The sequence below is a fragment of the Nonomuraea angiospora genome, from assembly GCF_014873145.1.
Classification (GTDB): Bacteria; Actinomycetota; Actinomycetes; order Streptosporangiales; family Streptosporangiaceae; genus Nonomuraea; species Nonomuraea angiospora.
On record NZ_JADBEK010000001.1, the window covers coordinates 4,578,295 to 4,593,777 of the forward strand.

The 15,483-nt window shown below is 71.3% G+C and carries 13 protein-coding genes; 9 read left to right on the plus strand and 4 right to left on the minus strand.

Annotated elements, in window-relative coordinates:
* Nucleotides 1-21 precede the first annotated feature (21 nt).
* From H4W80_RS20685 to H4W80_RS20710, 6 genes are all read left to right on the plus strand, one after another.
* The gene (locus tag H4W80_RS20685; RefSeq protein ID WP_192786593.1) at nucleotides 22-1,467 is read left to right on the plus strand and encodes a flavin-containing monooxygenase; all 1,446 of its coding nucleotides are present in this window, start codon (nucleotides 22-24) and stop codon (nucleotides 1,465-1,467) included.
* Between the two features lie 140 nt (nucleotides 1,468-1,607).
* Nucleotides 1,608-2,354: a GNAT family N-acetyltransferase gene (locus tag H4W80_RS20690; RefSeq protein WP_192786594.1), complete on the plus strand. Its 747-nt coding sequence runs from the start codon at nucleotides 1,608-1,610 to the stop codon at nucleotides 2,352-2,354.
* 70 nt (nucleotides 2,355-2,424) lie between these two features.
* Entirely contained in the window at nucleotides 2,425-3,855 is a 1,431-nt protein-coding gene (locus H4W80_RS20695; protein WP_192786595.1) for an Nramp family divalent metal transporter, read from the plus strand.
* Between the two features lie 64 nt (nucleotides 3,856-3,919).
* Nucleotides 3,920-5,719, plus strand: coding sequence for an alcohol dehydrogenase catalytic domain-containing protein (locus H4W80_RS20700; RefSeq protein ID WP_192786596.1), 1,800 nt, complete (start codon nucleotides 3,920-3,922; stop codon nucleotides 5,717-5,719).
* A gap of 18 nt (nucleotides 5,720-5,737) precedes the next feature.
* Nucleotides 5,738-6,694, plus strand: coding sequence for a helix-turn-helix transcriptional regulator (locus tag H4W80_RS20705; RefSeq protein ID WP_192786597.1), 957 nt, complete (start codon nucleotides 5,738-5,740; stop codon nucleotides 6,692-6,694).
* A 35-nt stretch (nucleotides 6,695-6,729) separates the two neighbouring features.
* The gene (locus H4W80_RS20710; RefSeq protein WP_225963568.1) at nucleotides 6,730-7,851 is read left to right on the plus strand and encodes a C45 family autoproteolytic acyltransferase/hydrolase; all 1,122 of its coding nucleotides are present in this window, start codon (nucleotides 6,730-6,732) and stop codon (nucleotides 7,849-7,851) included.
* On the opposite strand, the gene H4W80_RS20715 is transcribed toward H4W80_RS20710, so the two are convergent.
* From H4W80_RS20715 to H4W80_RS20725, 3 genes are read right to left on the minus strand one after another with little or no spacing between them, the layout of a single operon-like run.
* Nucleotides 7,833-9,320: an AMP-binding protein gene (locus tag H4W80_RS20715; RefSeq protein ID WP_192786598.1), complete on the minus strand. Its 1,488-nt coding sequence runs from the start codon at nucleotides 9,318-9,320 to the stop codon at nucleotides 7,833-7,835. The genes H4W80_RS20710 and H4W80_RS20715 overlap by 19 nt on opposite strands.
* Entirely contained in the window at nucleotides 9,321-10,337 is a 1,017-nt protein-coding gene (locus tag H4W80_RS63680; RefSeq protein ID WP_192786599.1) for an acyl-CoA dehydrogenase family protein, read from the minus strand.
* Nucleotides 10,334-11,500: an acyl-CoA dehydrogenase family protein gene (locus H4W80_RS20725; RefSeq protein WP_192786600.1), complete on the minus strand. Its 1,167-nt coding sequence runs from the start codon at nucleotides 11,498-11,500 to the stop codon at nucleotides 10,334-10,336. The genes H4W80_RS63680 and H4W80_RS20725 overlap by 4 nt, the downstream gene beginning before the upstream one ends.
* A 159-nt stretch (nucleotides 11,501-11,659) precedes the next feature.
* Here H4W80_RS20725 and H4W80_RS63685 point away from each other — a divergent pair, with 159 nt between their 5' ends.
* From H4W80_RS63685 to H4W80_RS20740, 3 genes are all read left to right on the plus strand, one after another.
* Nucleotides 11,660-12,997 carry a sensor histidine kinase gene (locus tag H4W80_RS63685; protein ID WP_192786601.1) on the plus strand — a complete coding sequence of 446 codons (1,338 nt, stop codon included), beginning with the start codon at nucleotides 11,660-11,662 and terminating at the stop codon, nucleotides 12,995-12,997.
* Between the two features lie 82 nt (nucleotides 12,998-13,079).
* Nucleotides 13,080-13,679, plus strand: a complete 600-nt coding sequence (locus H4W80_RS20735; protein WP_192786602.1) for a TetR/AcrR family transcriptional regulator — start codon at nucleotides 13,080-13,082, stop codon at nucleotides 13,677-13,679.
* A gap of 63 nt (nucleotides 13,680-13,742) precedes the next feature.
* On the plus strand, nucleotides 13,743-14,702 hold the full coding sequence (locus tag H4W80_RS20740; RefSeq protein WP_192786603.1) for an AurF N-oxygenase family protein: 960 nt from the start codon (nucleotides 13,743-13,745) through the stop codon (nucleotides 14,700-14,702).
* Here the strand turns inward: H4W80_RS20740 and H4W80_RS20745 are convergent.
* Nucleotides 14,699-15,463 (minus strand): class I SAM-dependent methyltransferase, encoded by a 765-nt coding sequence (locus H4W80_RS20745; RefSeq protein WP_192786604.1) that lies wholly within the window; start codon nucleotides 15,461-15,463, stop codon nucleotides 14,699-14,701. The two genes, H4W80_RS20740 and H4W80_RS20745, sit on opposite strands and share 4 nt — an antisense overlap.
* Nucleotides 15,464-15,483: the final 20 nt, after the last annotated feature.

Sequence of the window (15,483 nt, forward strand, 5' to 3'; positions counted from 1 at the left end):
TCCTGACCTGCGGAGGGCGACATGTCACCAAGCGTCGCGATCGTCGGAGCGGGGTTCGGCGGACTGTGCATGGCGATCCGGCTCGAACGAGCCGGGATCCGCTCGTACACGGTCTTCGAGAGGGCGGACGACCTCGGGGGCACCTGGCGCGACAACAGCTACCCCGGGGCGGGGTGCGACATCCCCTCGCATCTTTACTCGTACTCATTCGAGAGGTACGCGAGCTGGACCCGCCGTTACCCAGAACAGCCCGAAATTCTTGCATATCTTGAACATTGCGCCGATAAATACGACGTCAGGCGAAAAATCCGGTTCGGTGCGGAAGTTCAGCGCGCCGAATTCGACGGCGCCAGGTGGCAGGTGACGAGCGGCGACCGCACCGAGCCGTTCGACGTGGTCGTCACCGGCACGGGCCAGCTCAACCGCCCACACCTACCCGAGATTCCCGGAATGCCAGACTTCGAGGGCGTCTCCTTCCACTCCGCCCGCTGGGACCACGCCCACGACCTCACCGGCCGCCGCGTCGCGGTGATCGGGAACGGGTCGTCGGCGGCCCAGTTCATCCCCCGCATCGCGGAGCGGGTCGAGCGCCTGTACGTCTTCCAGCGCACCCCCAACTGGGTCATCCCCAAGCCGGACGCCGCCTTCGGACCGCTGGCCAGGCTCGGGTTCCGGGTCGTCCCCGGCCTCCAGCGCGCCTACCGCGAGTGGATCTACCGCTACGCCGAGGCCGCCCTCTATCCCGCGCTCGCCCAGGGCTGGAGCGCGGACCTGCTCAGGAGACGCGCCCTGCGGCACCTGCACGACCAGGTGCCCGACCCGGCCCTGCGGGCCAAGCTCACGCCCGACTACCCGCCGGGCTGCAAGCGGGTCGTCATCGACAGCGCCTTCTATCCCGCGCTGACCAGGCCCAACGTCGACGTGGTGACGGACGGGATCGTACGGGTCACGCCCACGGGCGTCGAGACCACCGAGGGCCCGCACGAGGTGGACACGATCGTCTACGCCACCGGCTTCCGGAGCACCGAGTTCCTGGCCCCCATGGAGATCACCGGGTCCGACGGCCGCACGCTGGAGGAGCAGTGGAAGGGCGGCCCCGAGGCGTACCTGGGCATCTCCGTGCCGAACTTCCCCAACCTCTTTCTCCTGTACGGGCCCAACACCAACCTGGGCCACAACTCGATCGTCTTCATGATCGAGTGCCAGGTGGAGCACATCATGTCCTGCCTGCCGTACCTGTCCGCCAACGGGCCGATCGAGGTGCGGCCCGAGGTGATGGCGGCCTGGCGCGGCCAGCTCGACGCGGCGATGGCGCGGATGGTGTGGGGCGGGGGGTGCCGGAGCTGGTACAAGACGGCCGAGGGCCGCGTGACGAACAACTGGCCGGGCCCCACCACCCTCTACCGCCGGCTCACCGCCAGACCCCCGGCCCCCGCCTACCGCCCCATCGCCCTGCGGACGCCGTAGGCGCGACGGCGGCCCGGCACGCGGGCGCAAGGAGGCCTCCGGTGGCGCTGATGAGCGCGCCGGGCCGCGGGTGGACGACCTGTGGGCGCACGCCGGCGTCCGCGCGACGGAGCCGCGCGCGGGCGTGCGTAAATGGAAGGATGAACGGTGGTGTGAAGATCAGGGAGTTGCGGGAGATCGGCGAGTTCGAGGCGGTCTGCCGGCTCTTCGACGACATCTGGCACCCGGCGCCGCACAACCCGCCCGTGACGATGGAGCTGATGATCGGGTTCGCGCACACGGGCAACTACGTGGCGGGCGCCTACGACGAGGGCGGCACGCTCGTGGGCGCCTCGGTCGGCTTCAGGGCGGCGGATCGGACGCTGCACTCGCACGTGACCGGCGCCGTCATCGGCAGGGGCATCGGCCGCGCGCTCAAGTCGCACCAGCGCGAGTGGTGCCTGGAGCAGGGGCTGGAGCGGATCACCTGGACGTTCGACCCACTCGTCCGCAGGAACGCCCGGTTCAACCTGGTCAAGCTGGGCGCCATGCCGGAGGAGTACCTGGAGGACTTCTACGGGAAGATGGCCGACGCGATCAACGAGGGGGACGCGTCCGACCGGCTGCTGGCGGTGTGGCGCCTGACGGATCCGGTGAAACCCGGCGAGCCGCCCGCCGCCGAGGTGCTCCTGTCGGACGAGGGCGGGTGGCCCGTGGCCAAGGAGGCGCGGGGCGGCACGGTGCTCGTGGGGACGCCGGCGGACGTCGAGCGGCTGCGGCGCGAGGAGCCGGCGGCGGCCGCGGCGTGGCGGCTGGCCGTGCGCGAGGCGCTTGGCGGGCTCATGAAGTCGGGCTGGCGTGTCGTGGGTTTCACCGAACGCGGTGAATACGTGATAACGACAGGTTGACCAGCTATTCCACCAGAGTTTCCGGTCTCTGTAATGTGGCGGCTAGGCAACGCTTAGCAAGGAGATTCGCATGGCGGAGTTCACCCCGACCGTTCCCGCGCGAGTCCTACCGTCCGTCACCGTCCGCGACCTGCCCGACCCTCCCCGATCGACCTGGCGCATCATCGGCCCGGGGCTGGTCGGCGCGGGTGTGGGGCTGGCGTCGGGCGAATTCATTCTCTGGCCGTACATCGCCTCCCAAGTCGGGCTCATCTTCGTCTGGGGAGCCGCGATCGGCATCATCACGCAGTGGTTCCTGAACATGGAGATCGAGCGCTACACGCTGGCCACCGGCGAGACCGCGCTCACCGGCTTCAGCCGCATGTGGAAACACTGGGGCCTGGTCTTCGTGGTGATGACGCTCTGCTCGAACCTCTGGCCCGGCTGGGTCACCACGTCCGCGACGATGGTGACGTACCTGACCGGGTCGGGCGCGGGCAGCGTGCGGTGGATCGCCATCGGCATGCTCCTCGTGATCGCGCTCGGCCTGACGCTGGCGCCGGTGATCTACACCGCGCTCGAACGGGTCATCTTCGTGAAGATCATCCTGGTGGCCACGCTGATCCTGGTCGCCGTCCTGTTCGCGATCAACGCGGAGAGCTGGGTCCAGCTCGGCAAGGGCCTGACCGTCGGCGCCGGGTTCCCGGTGCCGCCGCTGGAGTTCTCGGTGCTGATGGGCGCCATCGCCTACGCCGGCGCCGGCGGCGGCCAGAACCTCTGCCAGAGCAACTGGATCCGCGACAAGGGCTTCGGCATGGGCCAGTACGTGCCGCGCCTGGTCAGCCCGGTGACCGGCCAGGAGGAGGCGGCCGCCTCGACCGGCTTCCAGTTCGCGCCCACCAAGGAGAACCTGGCGCGCTGGCGGCAGTGGTGGCGCTTCGCGAACATCGAGCAGGCCTGGACGTTCGCCGTGGTGTCGTTCGTGACGATCGCGTTCATGTCGATGCTGGCCTACTCCACCGTGTTCGGCCGCGAGGGGCTGGCCAACAGCATCCAGTTCCTGCAGGTCGAGGGCCAGGTGCTGCAGGAGGTCGTCGGGCCGTGGTTCGGCGTGCTGTTCTGGGTGATCGGGGCGCTGGCGCTGTTCGCCTCCGCCATGGGCATCGTCGACTACACCTCGCGGCTGGCCTCCGACACGATCAAGACGGTCTACCTGCGTGACAAGCCCGTCTCGGTGAACCGCGTCTACTTCTACACCGTCTGGGCGATGGCGCTGATCGGGATCGCGGTCCTGCTGGCGGGCTTCGACCAGCCGCTCATCCTGCTGGTGTTCTCGGCGTGCTTCGCGGCCGTGATGATGTTCGTGTACTCGATCCTGCTGATCATCCTCAACCGGCGGTCGCTGCCCGAGCCCATCAAGGTGCGCTCGTACCGGCTCGGCGCGCTGATCTGGTCGGTGGCCTTCTTCGGCACGCTGACCGTGCTGGTCGTCATCCAGCAGGCGGAGAAGCTGTTCGGCTGATCGCAGTGGAGTGACCTGCCCCGGATTTGACCTCAACCTCGCTTGAGGTTACAGACTCGGCCGCATGAACGTGATCGAGGTGACGAGGTTCGGCGGTCCCGAGGTGCTGGAGGTCCGGCAGGCGCCGGAGCCGGAGGCCGGCCCGGGGCAGGTGCTCATCGGCGTGTCGGCGGTGGACGTGATGTCGCTGGACGCGCAGTTGCGGACCGGGTGGGGGCAGGAGTGGTTCCCCGGCGAGCCTCCGTTCGTGCCCGGCACCGGCGTGGCCGGGCAGGTGCTGTCGGCAGGCGACGGGGTGGACGGCGCGTGGGCGGGGCGGCGGGTGGCCGCGTTCCTGCCGGGCGGCGGCGCGTACGCCGAGCGGGTCGTGGCCGGCGTCGAGACGGTGGTCGAGGTGCCCGACGAGGTGCCCCTGTGGCGGGCGGCCGCGCTGATCCAGGTCGGGCCCGCGGCCCTGAGCCTGGTGGAGGCGGCCGAGCTGAAGCCCGGGACGCGGGTGCTGGTCACGGGGGCCGGCGGGGCGCTGGGGCTGCCGATCGTGCGGCTGGCGAGCGCGGCGGGGGCCCAGGTGACGGCCGCCGCCCGCGGCGCGGCGAAGCGGGCCGCGGCCCTGGACATGGGCGCGGCGCGGGCCGTCGGCTACGACGAGCTCGGCGGGCCCTTCGACGTCGTGTTCGACGGGGTCAGCGGGGAGGTCGGCGGCGCCGCGTACGAGCTGGTCGAGCCCGGCGGCACGTTCTTCGCCTACGGCGTGCCGAGCGGCTCGACCGCCCAGATCAAGCCGGGGGCCGCGCGGGTGGTGGGCATGGAGCAGGTCCAGTTCGCCCCGGACGAGTTCCGGCGGCTGGCCCGCCGGGCCCTGGAACACGACACCCTCACGACCGTCGTGGGGCTGGCCGTGCCGCTGGAGCGGGCGCACGAGGCCCACGCCGCCCTGGAAAGCCGCGAGCTGGTCGGCAAGGCGGTCCTGCTGGTCACCGCCCAGGCCGCCCGCTACCACGCCCACGGCGGTCCGGAGGTGCTGGCGCTGGAGGAGATCCCGCTCCCCCAGCCCGGCCCGGGACAGGTGCGGATCGCGGTCAGGGCGGCCGGGGTCAACCCCATCGACTGGAAGATCCGCAGCGGCCTCATGGGCGCACCCCTCGGCGAGCCCCAGGGCACCGGGCTCGAACTGGCCGGGACGATCGACGCCATCGGCCCCGGGGTGACCGGCTGGCGGCTGGGGGATCCGGTGTTCGGTCAGATCAAGGGAGGGGCCGCCGCCACGCACGCGATCGGGGACGCGGGCCTGCTGACGGCCAAGCCGGACGATCTGACGTACGAGGAGGCCGCCGCGCTGCCCGTCGCCGTCGAGACGGCCGGGCGGGCGCTGGGTGCGCTGGGCCTGGAGGAGGGCCAGACGCTGCTGATCCACGCGGTCGCGGGCGGCGTCGGGCTGGCCGCCGCGCAGCTCGCCCTCGCCGCGGGCGCCCGGGTCGTCGGCACGGCCGGCGAGCGCCATCACGCCTTCCTGCGCGGCCTCGGCGTCCACCCGGTCACGTACGGCGAGGGCCTGGAGGAGCGCCTTCCCGGCCCCGTCGACCGGGTGCTGGACGCCTCGGGCAGAGGCGAGCTGGAGCTGTCGGTGAAGCTGGCCGGCGACCCCGCCCACGTGATCAGCATCGCCGACCGGGCCGGCGCGGCCAGGCTCGGCGTGCGCTTCTCGTCCGGGGGCGCGAAAGGGCCGGTGGATCCCCAGAACGTCCGGATCCCCATCGCGGAGGCGTTCCCCCTGGAGCGGATCGCCGACGCGCACCGGCGCAGCGAGGACGGCCACTTCCTGGGCAAGATCGTGGTGAACACGGAAGGGATCTTGCCGCGATAACGCGGCACACTGGTCTCCATGCTGGAAACCTCGGCCCGCCTGCTGAAGCTCCTGTCCCTGCTCCAAGCGCGCCGGGACTGGACCGGCCCCGAACTGTCGTCCCGGCTCGGGGTCTCCACCAGGACGATCCGCAACGACGTCGAGCGCCTGCGCACGCTCGGCTACCCCGTGCACGCCACGCCCGGGGTCGCGGGCGGCTACCGGCTGGGCGCCGGGGCCGCGCTGCCGCCGCTGCTGCTCGACGACGAGGAGGCCGTCGCGGTGGCGGTCGGGCTCGGCCGGGCCGCGGGCGGCGGCGTCGAGGGCATCGAGGAGACCTCCGTGCGCGCCCTGGCCAAGCTGGAGCAGGTGCTCCCGTCCAGGCTGCGCCGCCGGGTGAACGCCCTCAACACCTACACCGTGCAAATCCCGGGCGACGTGCCCGCCGTACCCCCCGAGGTGCTGACCACGATCGCGAACGCGGCCCGCGACCACGAGCGGCTGCGCTTCGACTACACCGGCCACGACGGCGCGACGACCGTGCGGGACGTGGAGCCGCACCGCCTGGCGCACCGGCGCGGCCGCTGGTACCTCGTGGGGTACGACGTCGAGCGGCAGGGCTGGCGCACGTTCCGGGTGGACCGGGTGAGTCCGCGCACCCCGGCCGGGCCCAGGTTCACGCCGCGCGAGCCGCCGGAGGGCGGCGACGTGGCCTCGTACGTGGAGAAGGGCGCCAACACGGCGACGTGGCGCCACCGGGCCACGGTGCTGGCGCACGCCCCGGCCGACCGGCTGGCCCACCTGCCGCTCGGGCTGGTGGTGGAGCCGGTGGACGAGGCCACCAGCCTGGTCAGGCTGGGCGGCGACGACCCGGACAGCATGGCCGTGTGGCTCGGGTTCATGGGCGTGGACTTCGAGGTGCTCGACCCGCCCGAGCTGGCCGAGGCCGTGCTGAGGCTCTCCGAGCGCTACCGGCGGGCGGTCAGCGAACGGTAGGGCCCCGGTCAGCGGCAGGCCCCAGGCTCGGGGGCATGAACAACATGACGCGGGTGGCGGGCGGCAAGGACGATTTCCAGCTCGTGCATCACCTCACGCTCAGGGGCAGCCAGTTCGAGATCGGCAGGGCGCTCACCGAAGAGGCCCGCCGGCTGGGCTGGGCCCCCATGGCGGCCGACCCGGCGGTGAACCGGGCCCGCAGGACGTGGTTCGAGCGGCACTGGCCGCAGCACCACGCCCGCATGGACGGCGCGGCGGCGGTCCTCGGGCTCGACCCCGACCAGGACGAGCTGGCCCTCGACGGGCTGAACTACGTCCCCGAGGGCTCCGGCTGCTCGGCCCTGTGGATCCCGCCGTCGGCCGCCACGGACGGCCACGGCCGGGTGGGGCGCAACTACGACTTCTTCCCCCTGACGAGCAGCGAGGTGATGGGCACCGCGCCCAGACCGGGCGAGCTGCCGATGGCCTCGCGCCCCTACGTGATCACGACGGTGCCCGACGAGGGGCTCGCCTCCACCGTGATCACCATGTCGGACCTCGACGGCTGCATGGACGGCATCAACTCGGCCGGCCTGGCGGTCATGCTGCTGGTGGCCGACTTCGAGCACGCCGCGCCGCCGGAGCACGTCTCGCCGCAGGTCGGGGTGGGGAGCGTGCAGCTGCCCAGGTTCCTGGTCGACACCTGCGAGAACGTGGAGCAGGCCAAGCAGGCGCTCCTGGGCGCCAAGCAGTACGACCACGGCCTCTCCCTGCACTACCTGGTGGCCGACGCCCACGGGCAGGCGTTCGTGTGGGAGCGCGGCAGGGACGGCCGCGAGCACATCGTCCAGCTCGGCGACGGCCCGCTCTGCGTCACCAACCACCTGCTGCACCGCCACTCCGACCCGATGAACCTGCCCGAGGACACCCCGGGCAGCTTCGGGACCTACGCGCGGCTGCGCACGCTGTACGAGCGCAGCAAGGGCGCCACCGTGTCACCGCGGGACCTGCGCGACCATCTGCGCGCGGTCCGGCAGGCCGAGGATCCGGCCCTGCCGTTCCGCACGTTGTGGACGACCGTCTTCGACACCGCCGACCGCACCCTGTCGGCCCGCTTCTACCTGGGAGACGGCCGGCGCTACAGCGAGGAGCTGGTCTTTCACCCCTCCGACAGGTAGTCCTCGCGCACCTTGGAGCGCGACAGCTTGCCCGTGGGCGTGCGCGGCAGCAGGGAGCGGTATTCGATCTCCTTCGGCTGCTTGAACCTGGCGATGCGCGGCCCGCAGTGCTCCAGCAGCTCGGCGGTGAGCCGGGGGCCGGGCGTGACCCCTTCGGCGGGCTGGACGAGGGCGACCACGTTGTGGCCCCACTCCTCGTCCGGCACCCCGATGACGGCCACGTCCGCCACCGCCGGGTGCTCGAGCAGGGCGGCCTCGATCTCGGCGGGGTAGATGTTGACCCCGCCGGAGACGATCAGGTCGGTGCGCCGGTCGCACAGGAACAGGTAGCCGTCCTCGTCCAGGTAGCCGATGTCGCCCGGCGAGTACCACTCCCCCAGCATGCTGGCGGCCGTCTTCTCCGGGTCCTTGCGGTACTCGAACGTGCCCATGGCCGACTTGACGTAGATCAGGCCGGGCTCGCCGGGCGGCAGCTCGGCGCCGTCCTCATCGACGATCTTGGCCTCGAACGTGGGCGCCGGCCGCCCCACCGTGCCGGGCCTGGCCAGCCAGTCGTGCGGCTTGACCGCGAACGCGATCGTCGACTCGGTGGAGCCGTAGTACTCGTACAGCACCGGCCCCCACCAGTCCATGATCTGCTGCTTGACCGCGACGGGGCAGGCGGCGGCGGTGTGGATGACCTGGCGCAGGCTCGACACGTCGTACTTGCCCCTGACCTCCTCCGGAAGCTGCAGCATGCGGTGGAACATGGTCGGCACCATCATCGCGTTGTTGACCCGGTAGCGCTCGATGAGCTCCAGGATCGTCACCGGCTCGAACTTGGGCGCGACGACCACGACGTGCCCGAGGTGCAGCGCGAACTGGGTGTGCGCGCACGGCGCCGAGTGGTACATCGGCGAGGTCACCAGATGGACGTCGTCGCCCGGCCTGAGGTCCACGACCTCGCCGAGGAACCAGCGGAAGGCGGGCACCATCTGCTCGGGCGCGCCGCCCGGCAGCGGCCGCTGCACGCCCTTGGGGAAGCCGGTGGTGCCGGAGGTGTACCACATGACCGCCCCGGACGTCCGCTCGCCGGGCGCGTCGGCCGGCTGCCCCCCGGCCAGCCCCGCCGTGCCGATCTCCGCGCCGGGCACGGCGTGGTCGGGGCCGGTGACCACGACCTTGGCGTCGCAGTCGGCCAGGATGTACGCCACCTCCGACGCCGTCAGGTGCCAGTTGATCGGCACGTAGTAGAGCCCGATCTGCGCGGTCGCCATGACCATGACGATGGCGTCGATGCCGTTGGGCAGCACGCCCGCCACCACGTCGCCGGTGCCGAGCCCGCGGGCCCTGAGGCCGTGCGACACCTGGTTGACCCGGGCGAGCAGCTCGCCGTAGGACGTCCTCGTGCCGTCGGAGTCGATCAGCGCGAGGCGGTCCGGGTCGGCGGCGGCGATGGCGTAGAAGCCGGGAAGCCCGCTGACGTCCATTCAGAGCTCCAGCAGTTGGGCGAGCCGGGCGCGGTGGACGCGTGGCGGGCCGAGCAGCACCTCGTCCGCCTTGGCCCGTTTGTAGAACAGATGCGCGTCGTGCTCCCAGGTGAACCCGATGCCGCCGTACAGCAGCAGGTGGTCGCGGGCCACCTCGAAGCAGGCGCGGCCGACGTACGCCTGGGCGAGGGCGGCGGCGCCGGGCAGCTCCTCCGGCGACTCGTCGGCGGCCCAGGCGGCGTACCTGACGATGGACTCGGCCTGTTCGAGCTTGCAGTGCATGTCGGCCAGCTTGTGCTTGACGCCCTGGTAGGAGCCGATGTACCGGCCGAAGGTGACGCGGATCTTGGCGTAGGCCACGATGGCGTCCAGCGCCGCCCGCATCACGCCGAGCTGCTCGGCCGCCAGCGCCACGCACAGCCGGTCGCCGACCTCCGGCGCCGGCCCCAGCACGCGGGCGGGCGCGCCCTCCAGGACCACCCGCGCCTGGCCGCGCGTCACGTCGAGCGTCTCCAGCGCGGTCCTGGTGACGCCGGGCCCGGCCAGCTCGACGGCGACCAGGAGCTCGCCGTCGCCGCCGCGCGCGGGCGCCACCAGCACGTCGGCCTCCATGCCGCTGAGCACCTGCGCCAGCGTGCCGCGCACGGCCCCGCCGTCGAGGTCGAGGGGGGCCTGGGCGAGCGTGGCCGTGGTGCGGCCCTCCGCGACGGCGGCGAGCAGCTCCTTGTCGGGAGCGCCGGTCAGGGCGATCGCGGCGAACGCGGTGGCCAGGAACGGCCCGGGGAGCAGGGCCGCGCCCGTCTCCTCCAGCGCGACCGCCAGCTCGGCCAGGCCCGCGCCGGCGCCGCCGTACTCCTCCGCGACGATCAGGCCCGCCAGGCCCAGCTCGCCGTTGAGCCTGGCGTACACCTGCGGGTCGTAGCCCTGCCGCGCCTTGGACAGCGGCGAGGCGGCGCCCAGGAAGGCGCGCACGGCCTCACGCAGCTGCCGCTGCTCCTCATCGAGTACGAGCTTCACCCCTGCGTCCCCACCTTCAGGTCCTTGAACGGCACGGTCTTGTCCACCCGGGGCTCCGGCGGCAGGTTGAGCACGCGGTCGCCCACGATGTTACGCATGATCTCGTTGGTGCCGCCGCCCAGCGACATGGCCGGGGCCTGCGAGATGGCGTGCGCGAGCGGGGAGTCGCCCAGGGCGGCCTCCGGGCCGGCCAGCCGGGTGGCCAGGTCGGCCTGGAACATGGTCAGCTCGGCCAGCAGCAGCTTGGCGGCGCTGCCCCGGGCGCCGGGGAAGATCCCCGCCTCGGTCTCCTGGGCCAGCCGCTGGTTGAACAGCGCCAGGGCGCGGCTGCGGATGTGCAGCTCGACCAGCTCGTCGCGGACCAGCGGGTCGCCGGTGTCGACCACCCGGCGCAGCGCCTCCAGCGAGGTCGGGTCCTCCTTCTGGCCGCTCATGCCCACGCCCGCCGAGATCGACAGCCGCTCGTGCAGCAGGGTCGTGACGGCCACGCTCCAGCCGTCGTTGACCTCGCCGACGCGATGCTCGTCGGGGATGGGGACGTCGTCGAAGAAGATCTCGTTGAAGTTGGACCTGCCGGTCATGTCCTTCAGCGGCCTGACCGTGACCCCGGGGTGGTGCATGTCCACCACGAACATGGTCAGCCCCTTGTGCTTGGGCACCTCCACGTCGGTGCGGGCCAGCAGCAGCCCCCAGTCGGCGTGGTGGGCGACCGAGGTCCACACCTTCTGGCCGTTGACGATCCAGTGGTCGCCGTCGCGCTCGGCCCGCGTCTGCAGGCCGGCCACGTCGCTGCCCGCGCCCGGCTCGGAGAAGAGCTGGCACCAGATCTCCTCGCCGCGCAGCAGGGGCCGGACGAACCGCTCGCGCTGCGCGTCGGTGCCCCGGTCGACCAGCGTGGGCCCGGTCATGCCGAGGCCGATCGAGAAGACGTACGTGGGGAGGGTGAAGCCGCGGGCCTCGGCGGCGAACGCGCGCTCCTCCGCCTGCGTCAGCCCCTGGCCGCCCCACTGCCGGGGCCACGTGATGCCGGAGTAGCCGGCGTCGTGGAGCTTGGCCATGAATTCCTTGGCCCGGGCGATCGGGTCTCCCCCGGGCCGGTCGTCCGCCGGGACGTTCTCCTGCAGCCAGGTCCTGGCGGACCGCCGATAGTCAGCAAGGTTCACATCGACTCCTTGGCATCAGTGCTCACTTACTCTAGTCAGGCGACCGGATGCCGCATAGAGCACCATTCCGCAGGTCTTTTAGCGGGATTTGTCACTGAATCTCCGCTAATTGGATGCAGGGGCACGTACTGTGATCATCTGATCACGGGGGGATCGGGTGTGATCGAACGGCTGGGCCAGTCCATCCGCGCGCGCCTGGCGCTGTTCGCCAGTGTCGCCATGGCACTGCTGTGCCTGGTGGCGGGCTCGTTCTTTTTGTGGGTGGGGCACAACACCGCCGTCGACATCCGCACGAGGGAGGTGATCACCGCGGCGATGCACGTGGGCCACGACATCCAGCGCAATCACCGGCACCCCCTGACCAACTTCGACCTGAAGGGCATCCAGGTCATCGATCCGACCGGTCGCGTGGTGGCCTCGACGCCGAACCTGGCGGGCGTGCCGCGCCTGACCGCCGTGGTGCCCGACCCGAACAGCCCCAGCCGCACCGACGTGCTGTGCGAGCTGCCCCAGCTCGGCGACGAGTGCCACATCACGGCCGCCGTCCGGGTCTACGACGAGGCCGGTGACTGGCTGGTCTACGCCTACGACTCCACGGTGCCCTGGTACATCCACCCCTCGGTGATCGCCGTGCTGATCGTGCTGACCGTGCTGCTGGTCGCGATCACCTGGTTCGGCGTGTCCAAGGTGGTGGCCAGGACGCTCGCGCCGGTCAACCAGATCACCAAGCGGCTGACCGAGATCAGCTACGGCGACGAGACCATGCGCGTGCCCGTGCCGGAGAACGCCGAGGAGATCAAGGCGCTCGCGGAGGCCGCCAACCACACGCTCGCCCGGCTGGAGGTCGCGTTGGAGCAGCAGCGCCGCTTCGCCTCCGACGCCTCGCACGACCTGCGCAGCCCGATCACCGCCATGCGCGCCGAGCTCGAGGCGGCGATGCTCGCCCCCGAGGAGACCGACTGGTGCGAGACCGGCGGCAAGCTGATGGCCAGCCTCGACCGGCTGCAGAACATCGTCGTCGACCTGCTGACGCTGGCCAAGCTCGAAGCGGGCGCCCCGTCGCGGCTCGAATCCGTCGACCTGGCCGAGCTGGTCGCCGCCGAGACCACCAGGCAGCGGTCGAAGAAGATCGTCACCGCGCTGCAGCCCGGCGTGGTCGTCACGGGTGACCGGCTCAAGCTCGCCCGCCTCCTGACGAACCTGCTGGACAACGCCGAACGGCACGCCGAGAGCACGATCATCGTGACCCTGCGCAGGAACGAGCAGGCCGTGCTCGAGGTCCTGGACGACGGCGCGGGCATCGCCCAGGAGCAGCGCGAGGTGGTCTTCAGGCGGTTCACCCGGCTGGACGCCTCGCGCAGCCGCGACGCCGGCGGCACCGGGCTCGGCCTGCCCATCGCCCGCGAGATCGCCCAGGCCCACCGCGGCACCCTCAGGATCGAGGACTCCGACACCGGCGCGCGCTTCGTGCTGCGATTGCCGATACGAAAGGAGTGAATGTGGGTATGAGAAATTTTCCGCCCCTTGATGGATCTCTGGGCGCGCACGATTACTACGCATCGGAGGTGAGTTACTCGCTGTGACTTCAGGGTTCAGCCGATTACGGCGCGAGGATTTGCTGAAGACGGCCTGCGAGGTCATCGCGGAGCGCGGGTTCGGGCATACCCGGACCATTGACATCGCCAGGGCCGCCGGGGTGAGCCAGGCGCTGCTGTTCTACCACTTCGAGTCCAAGGATCGGCTGTTCGCGCAGGCCTTGACCTACGCCGCCCGCCAGCATCTCCACTCGCTCGAACACATCGAGGAGGCCGAGGGCACGCCGCTCGAACGGCTGCGCACCCTGCTCAGGCTCTCCTCGCCGGCGATCCCCAACGAGGGATGGCGGCTGTGGATCGACGCCTGGTCCGAGGCGATGCGCAACTCGGAGCTGGAGGAGATCTCGCGCCGCCTCGACTCCCGGGGCCGCCTGGTCCTGCGCGCGATCATCGAGGCGGGCGTGTCGTGCGGCGAGTTCAAGTGCGACGACCCCGACGCCTCCACGTGGCGGATTCTCGCGCTGGTGGACGGGCTCGCGATCCAGACGCACGCGCACCCCAAGGTGCTGACCAGGCGCAAGGTGAACACGCTGATCCGTACGGCCGCCGCGGCCGAGCTCGGGCTCTCTCCGGAAACGCTGTGACTTTCCCCTCTTCCGACGCTATTGGATGCTTCGTACAATTAGCGGCGAGGAGAGGAGCACGTGATGGCATCCGCACCGAGCTCTGCCACCGCCCGCGAACGCGACGAGCAGGTCGCCAGCAGGAGCGCCTACCGAGCGGTCATCGAACGGCTCTCGAAGGCGTCGGTCGACAAGCACTGGGAGCCGTACCGGGACATCCCGTGGGATGACCCGGAGTTCGCCGTGGACCCGGCAGACCCCCGCTGGGAGCTGCCGGAGGTCGACAAGCTGGGCGGCCACCCGTGGTACCGCAGCCGCCCGCCCGAGGTGCGGGCGGCGATCGGGCTGTGGCGGGTGGCCACCGCGATGAAGGTCGGGCTGCAGTTCGAGAACCTGCTCAAGCGCGGGCTGCTCAACTACGCCTACCGGCTGCCGAACGGGTCACCGGAGTTCCGGTACGTCTACCACGAGACCATCGAAGAGGGACATCACGGGATGATGTTCCAGGAGTTCGTGAACCGCACCGGCTTGCCGATCCGCGGGATGCCCGGGCCGCTGTCGCTGGTCGCGCAGGTGGCGCCGTGGATCCCGCTGATCTCGACGGAGCTGTTCTTCGTGTTCGTGCTCGGCGGCGAGGACCCGATCGACCACGTGCAGCGCAAGGTGCTGAAGGACGAGCGGGCCCATCATCCGCTGGAAGAGACGATCATGCGGATCCACATCGCGGAGGAGGCCAGGCACATCTCCTTCGCCCGGCACTACCTGCGCAACCGGGTGCCCCGGATGCCCGCGTACCGGCGGCTCCTGCTGGGGATCATCTCCCCCGTCATCCTGGGCGTGATGGCCCGGATCATGCTGGCGCCCCCGGGGCCGATGATCCGGCGCTTCCGCATCCCGGCCCGCGTGGTCGCCGAGATCTACCTGCGCAATCCCGCCGCCAAGCAGGAGATCCGCGACTCGGTCGGCAGGACGCGGGAGCTGTGCGCGGAGATCGGCCTGATCAACCCGGTCACCCGGCGGATCTGGCGCGCAATGGGCATCTAGCCGGCCGGCCGCCGGGCGGTCAGCACCTCGATGACGTCCGTGTACTCCCAGGTCCCCGAGGGGTCGAGGTCGAGCAGCGCCTTCCTGGCCGCCTCCTTGAACGCCTCCAGCCGGTCGCCGAGGCGGGCCGGGGAGCTGTAGGAGTAGGACAGCTGCAGGCCGATCACGGCGTCCACGTCGTACGTCAGGCGGTGCTCGTACACGGTGGACTCCAGGTCGCTGAACGCCGAGGTGGCCAGCACGTCGTGGGGGTGCTCGCCGCTGGCCTGGAAGGAGCCGGTGGCCGTGAACGTGTTCGCCCCGAACTCCTCGCGCACCCGGCGCATCGTCGGCTCCCAGGGCTCCTCCACGGGTTGGCGGCCCGGGCCGACGAGCGCCACGACCCCGCCGGGCGGCAGCAACTCGTCGAGGTCGGCCAGCACCGCGCGGCGGTCCATCCAGTGGAACGACCTGCCCATGACGATGTGGCCGAACGCCGGGAGCTCGCGCAGCCTCGTCGAGTCGCCGCGCAGCCAGCGGATGTTGGGCACTCCTGCCGCCAGCCCCCGGCCCGTCTCCAGCATCCCCTCGTCGGGATCGACGGCCAGGACCTCGCGCACGCTGCGCGCCAGCGGGATCGCCACCGTGCCGGGGCCGCAGCCGAGATCGAGCACGGTGCCGTCCGGGCCGAACGTCCTCGCCAGGTGCCCGATCGCCTGATCCCCGTGATCGGAGCGGTACTTCGCGTAGTAGGGGGCCGCACCGCCGAACAGGTCTGTCATGGATGGGACCATATACGGGT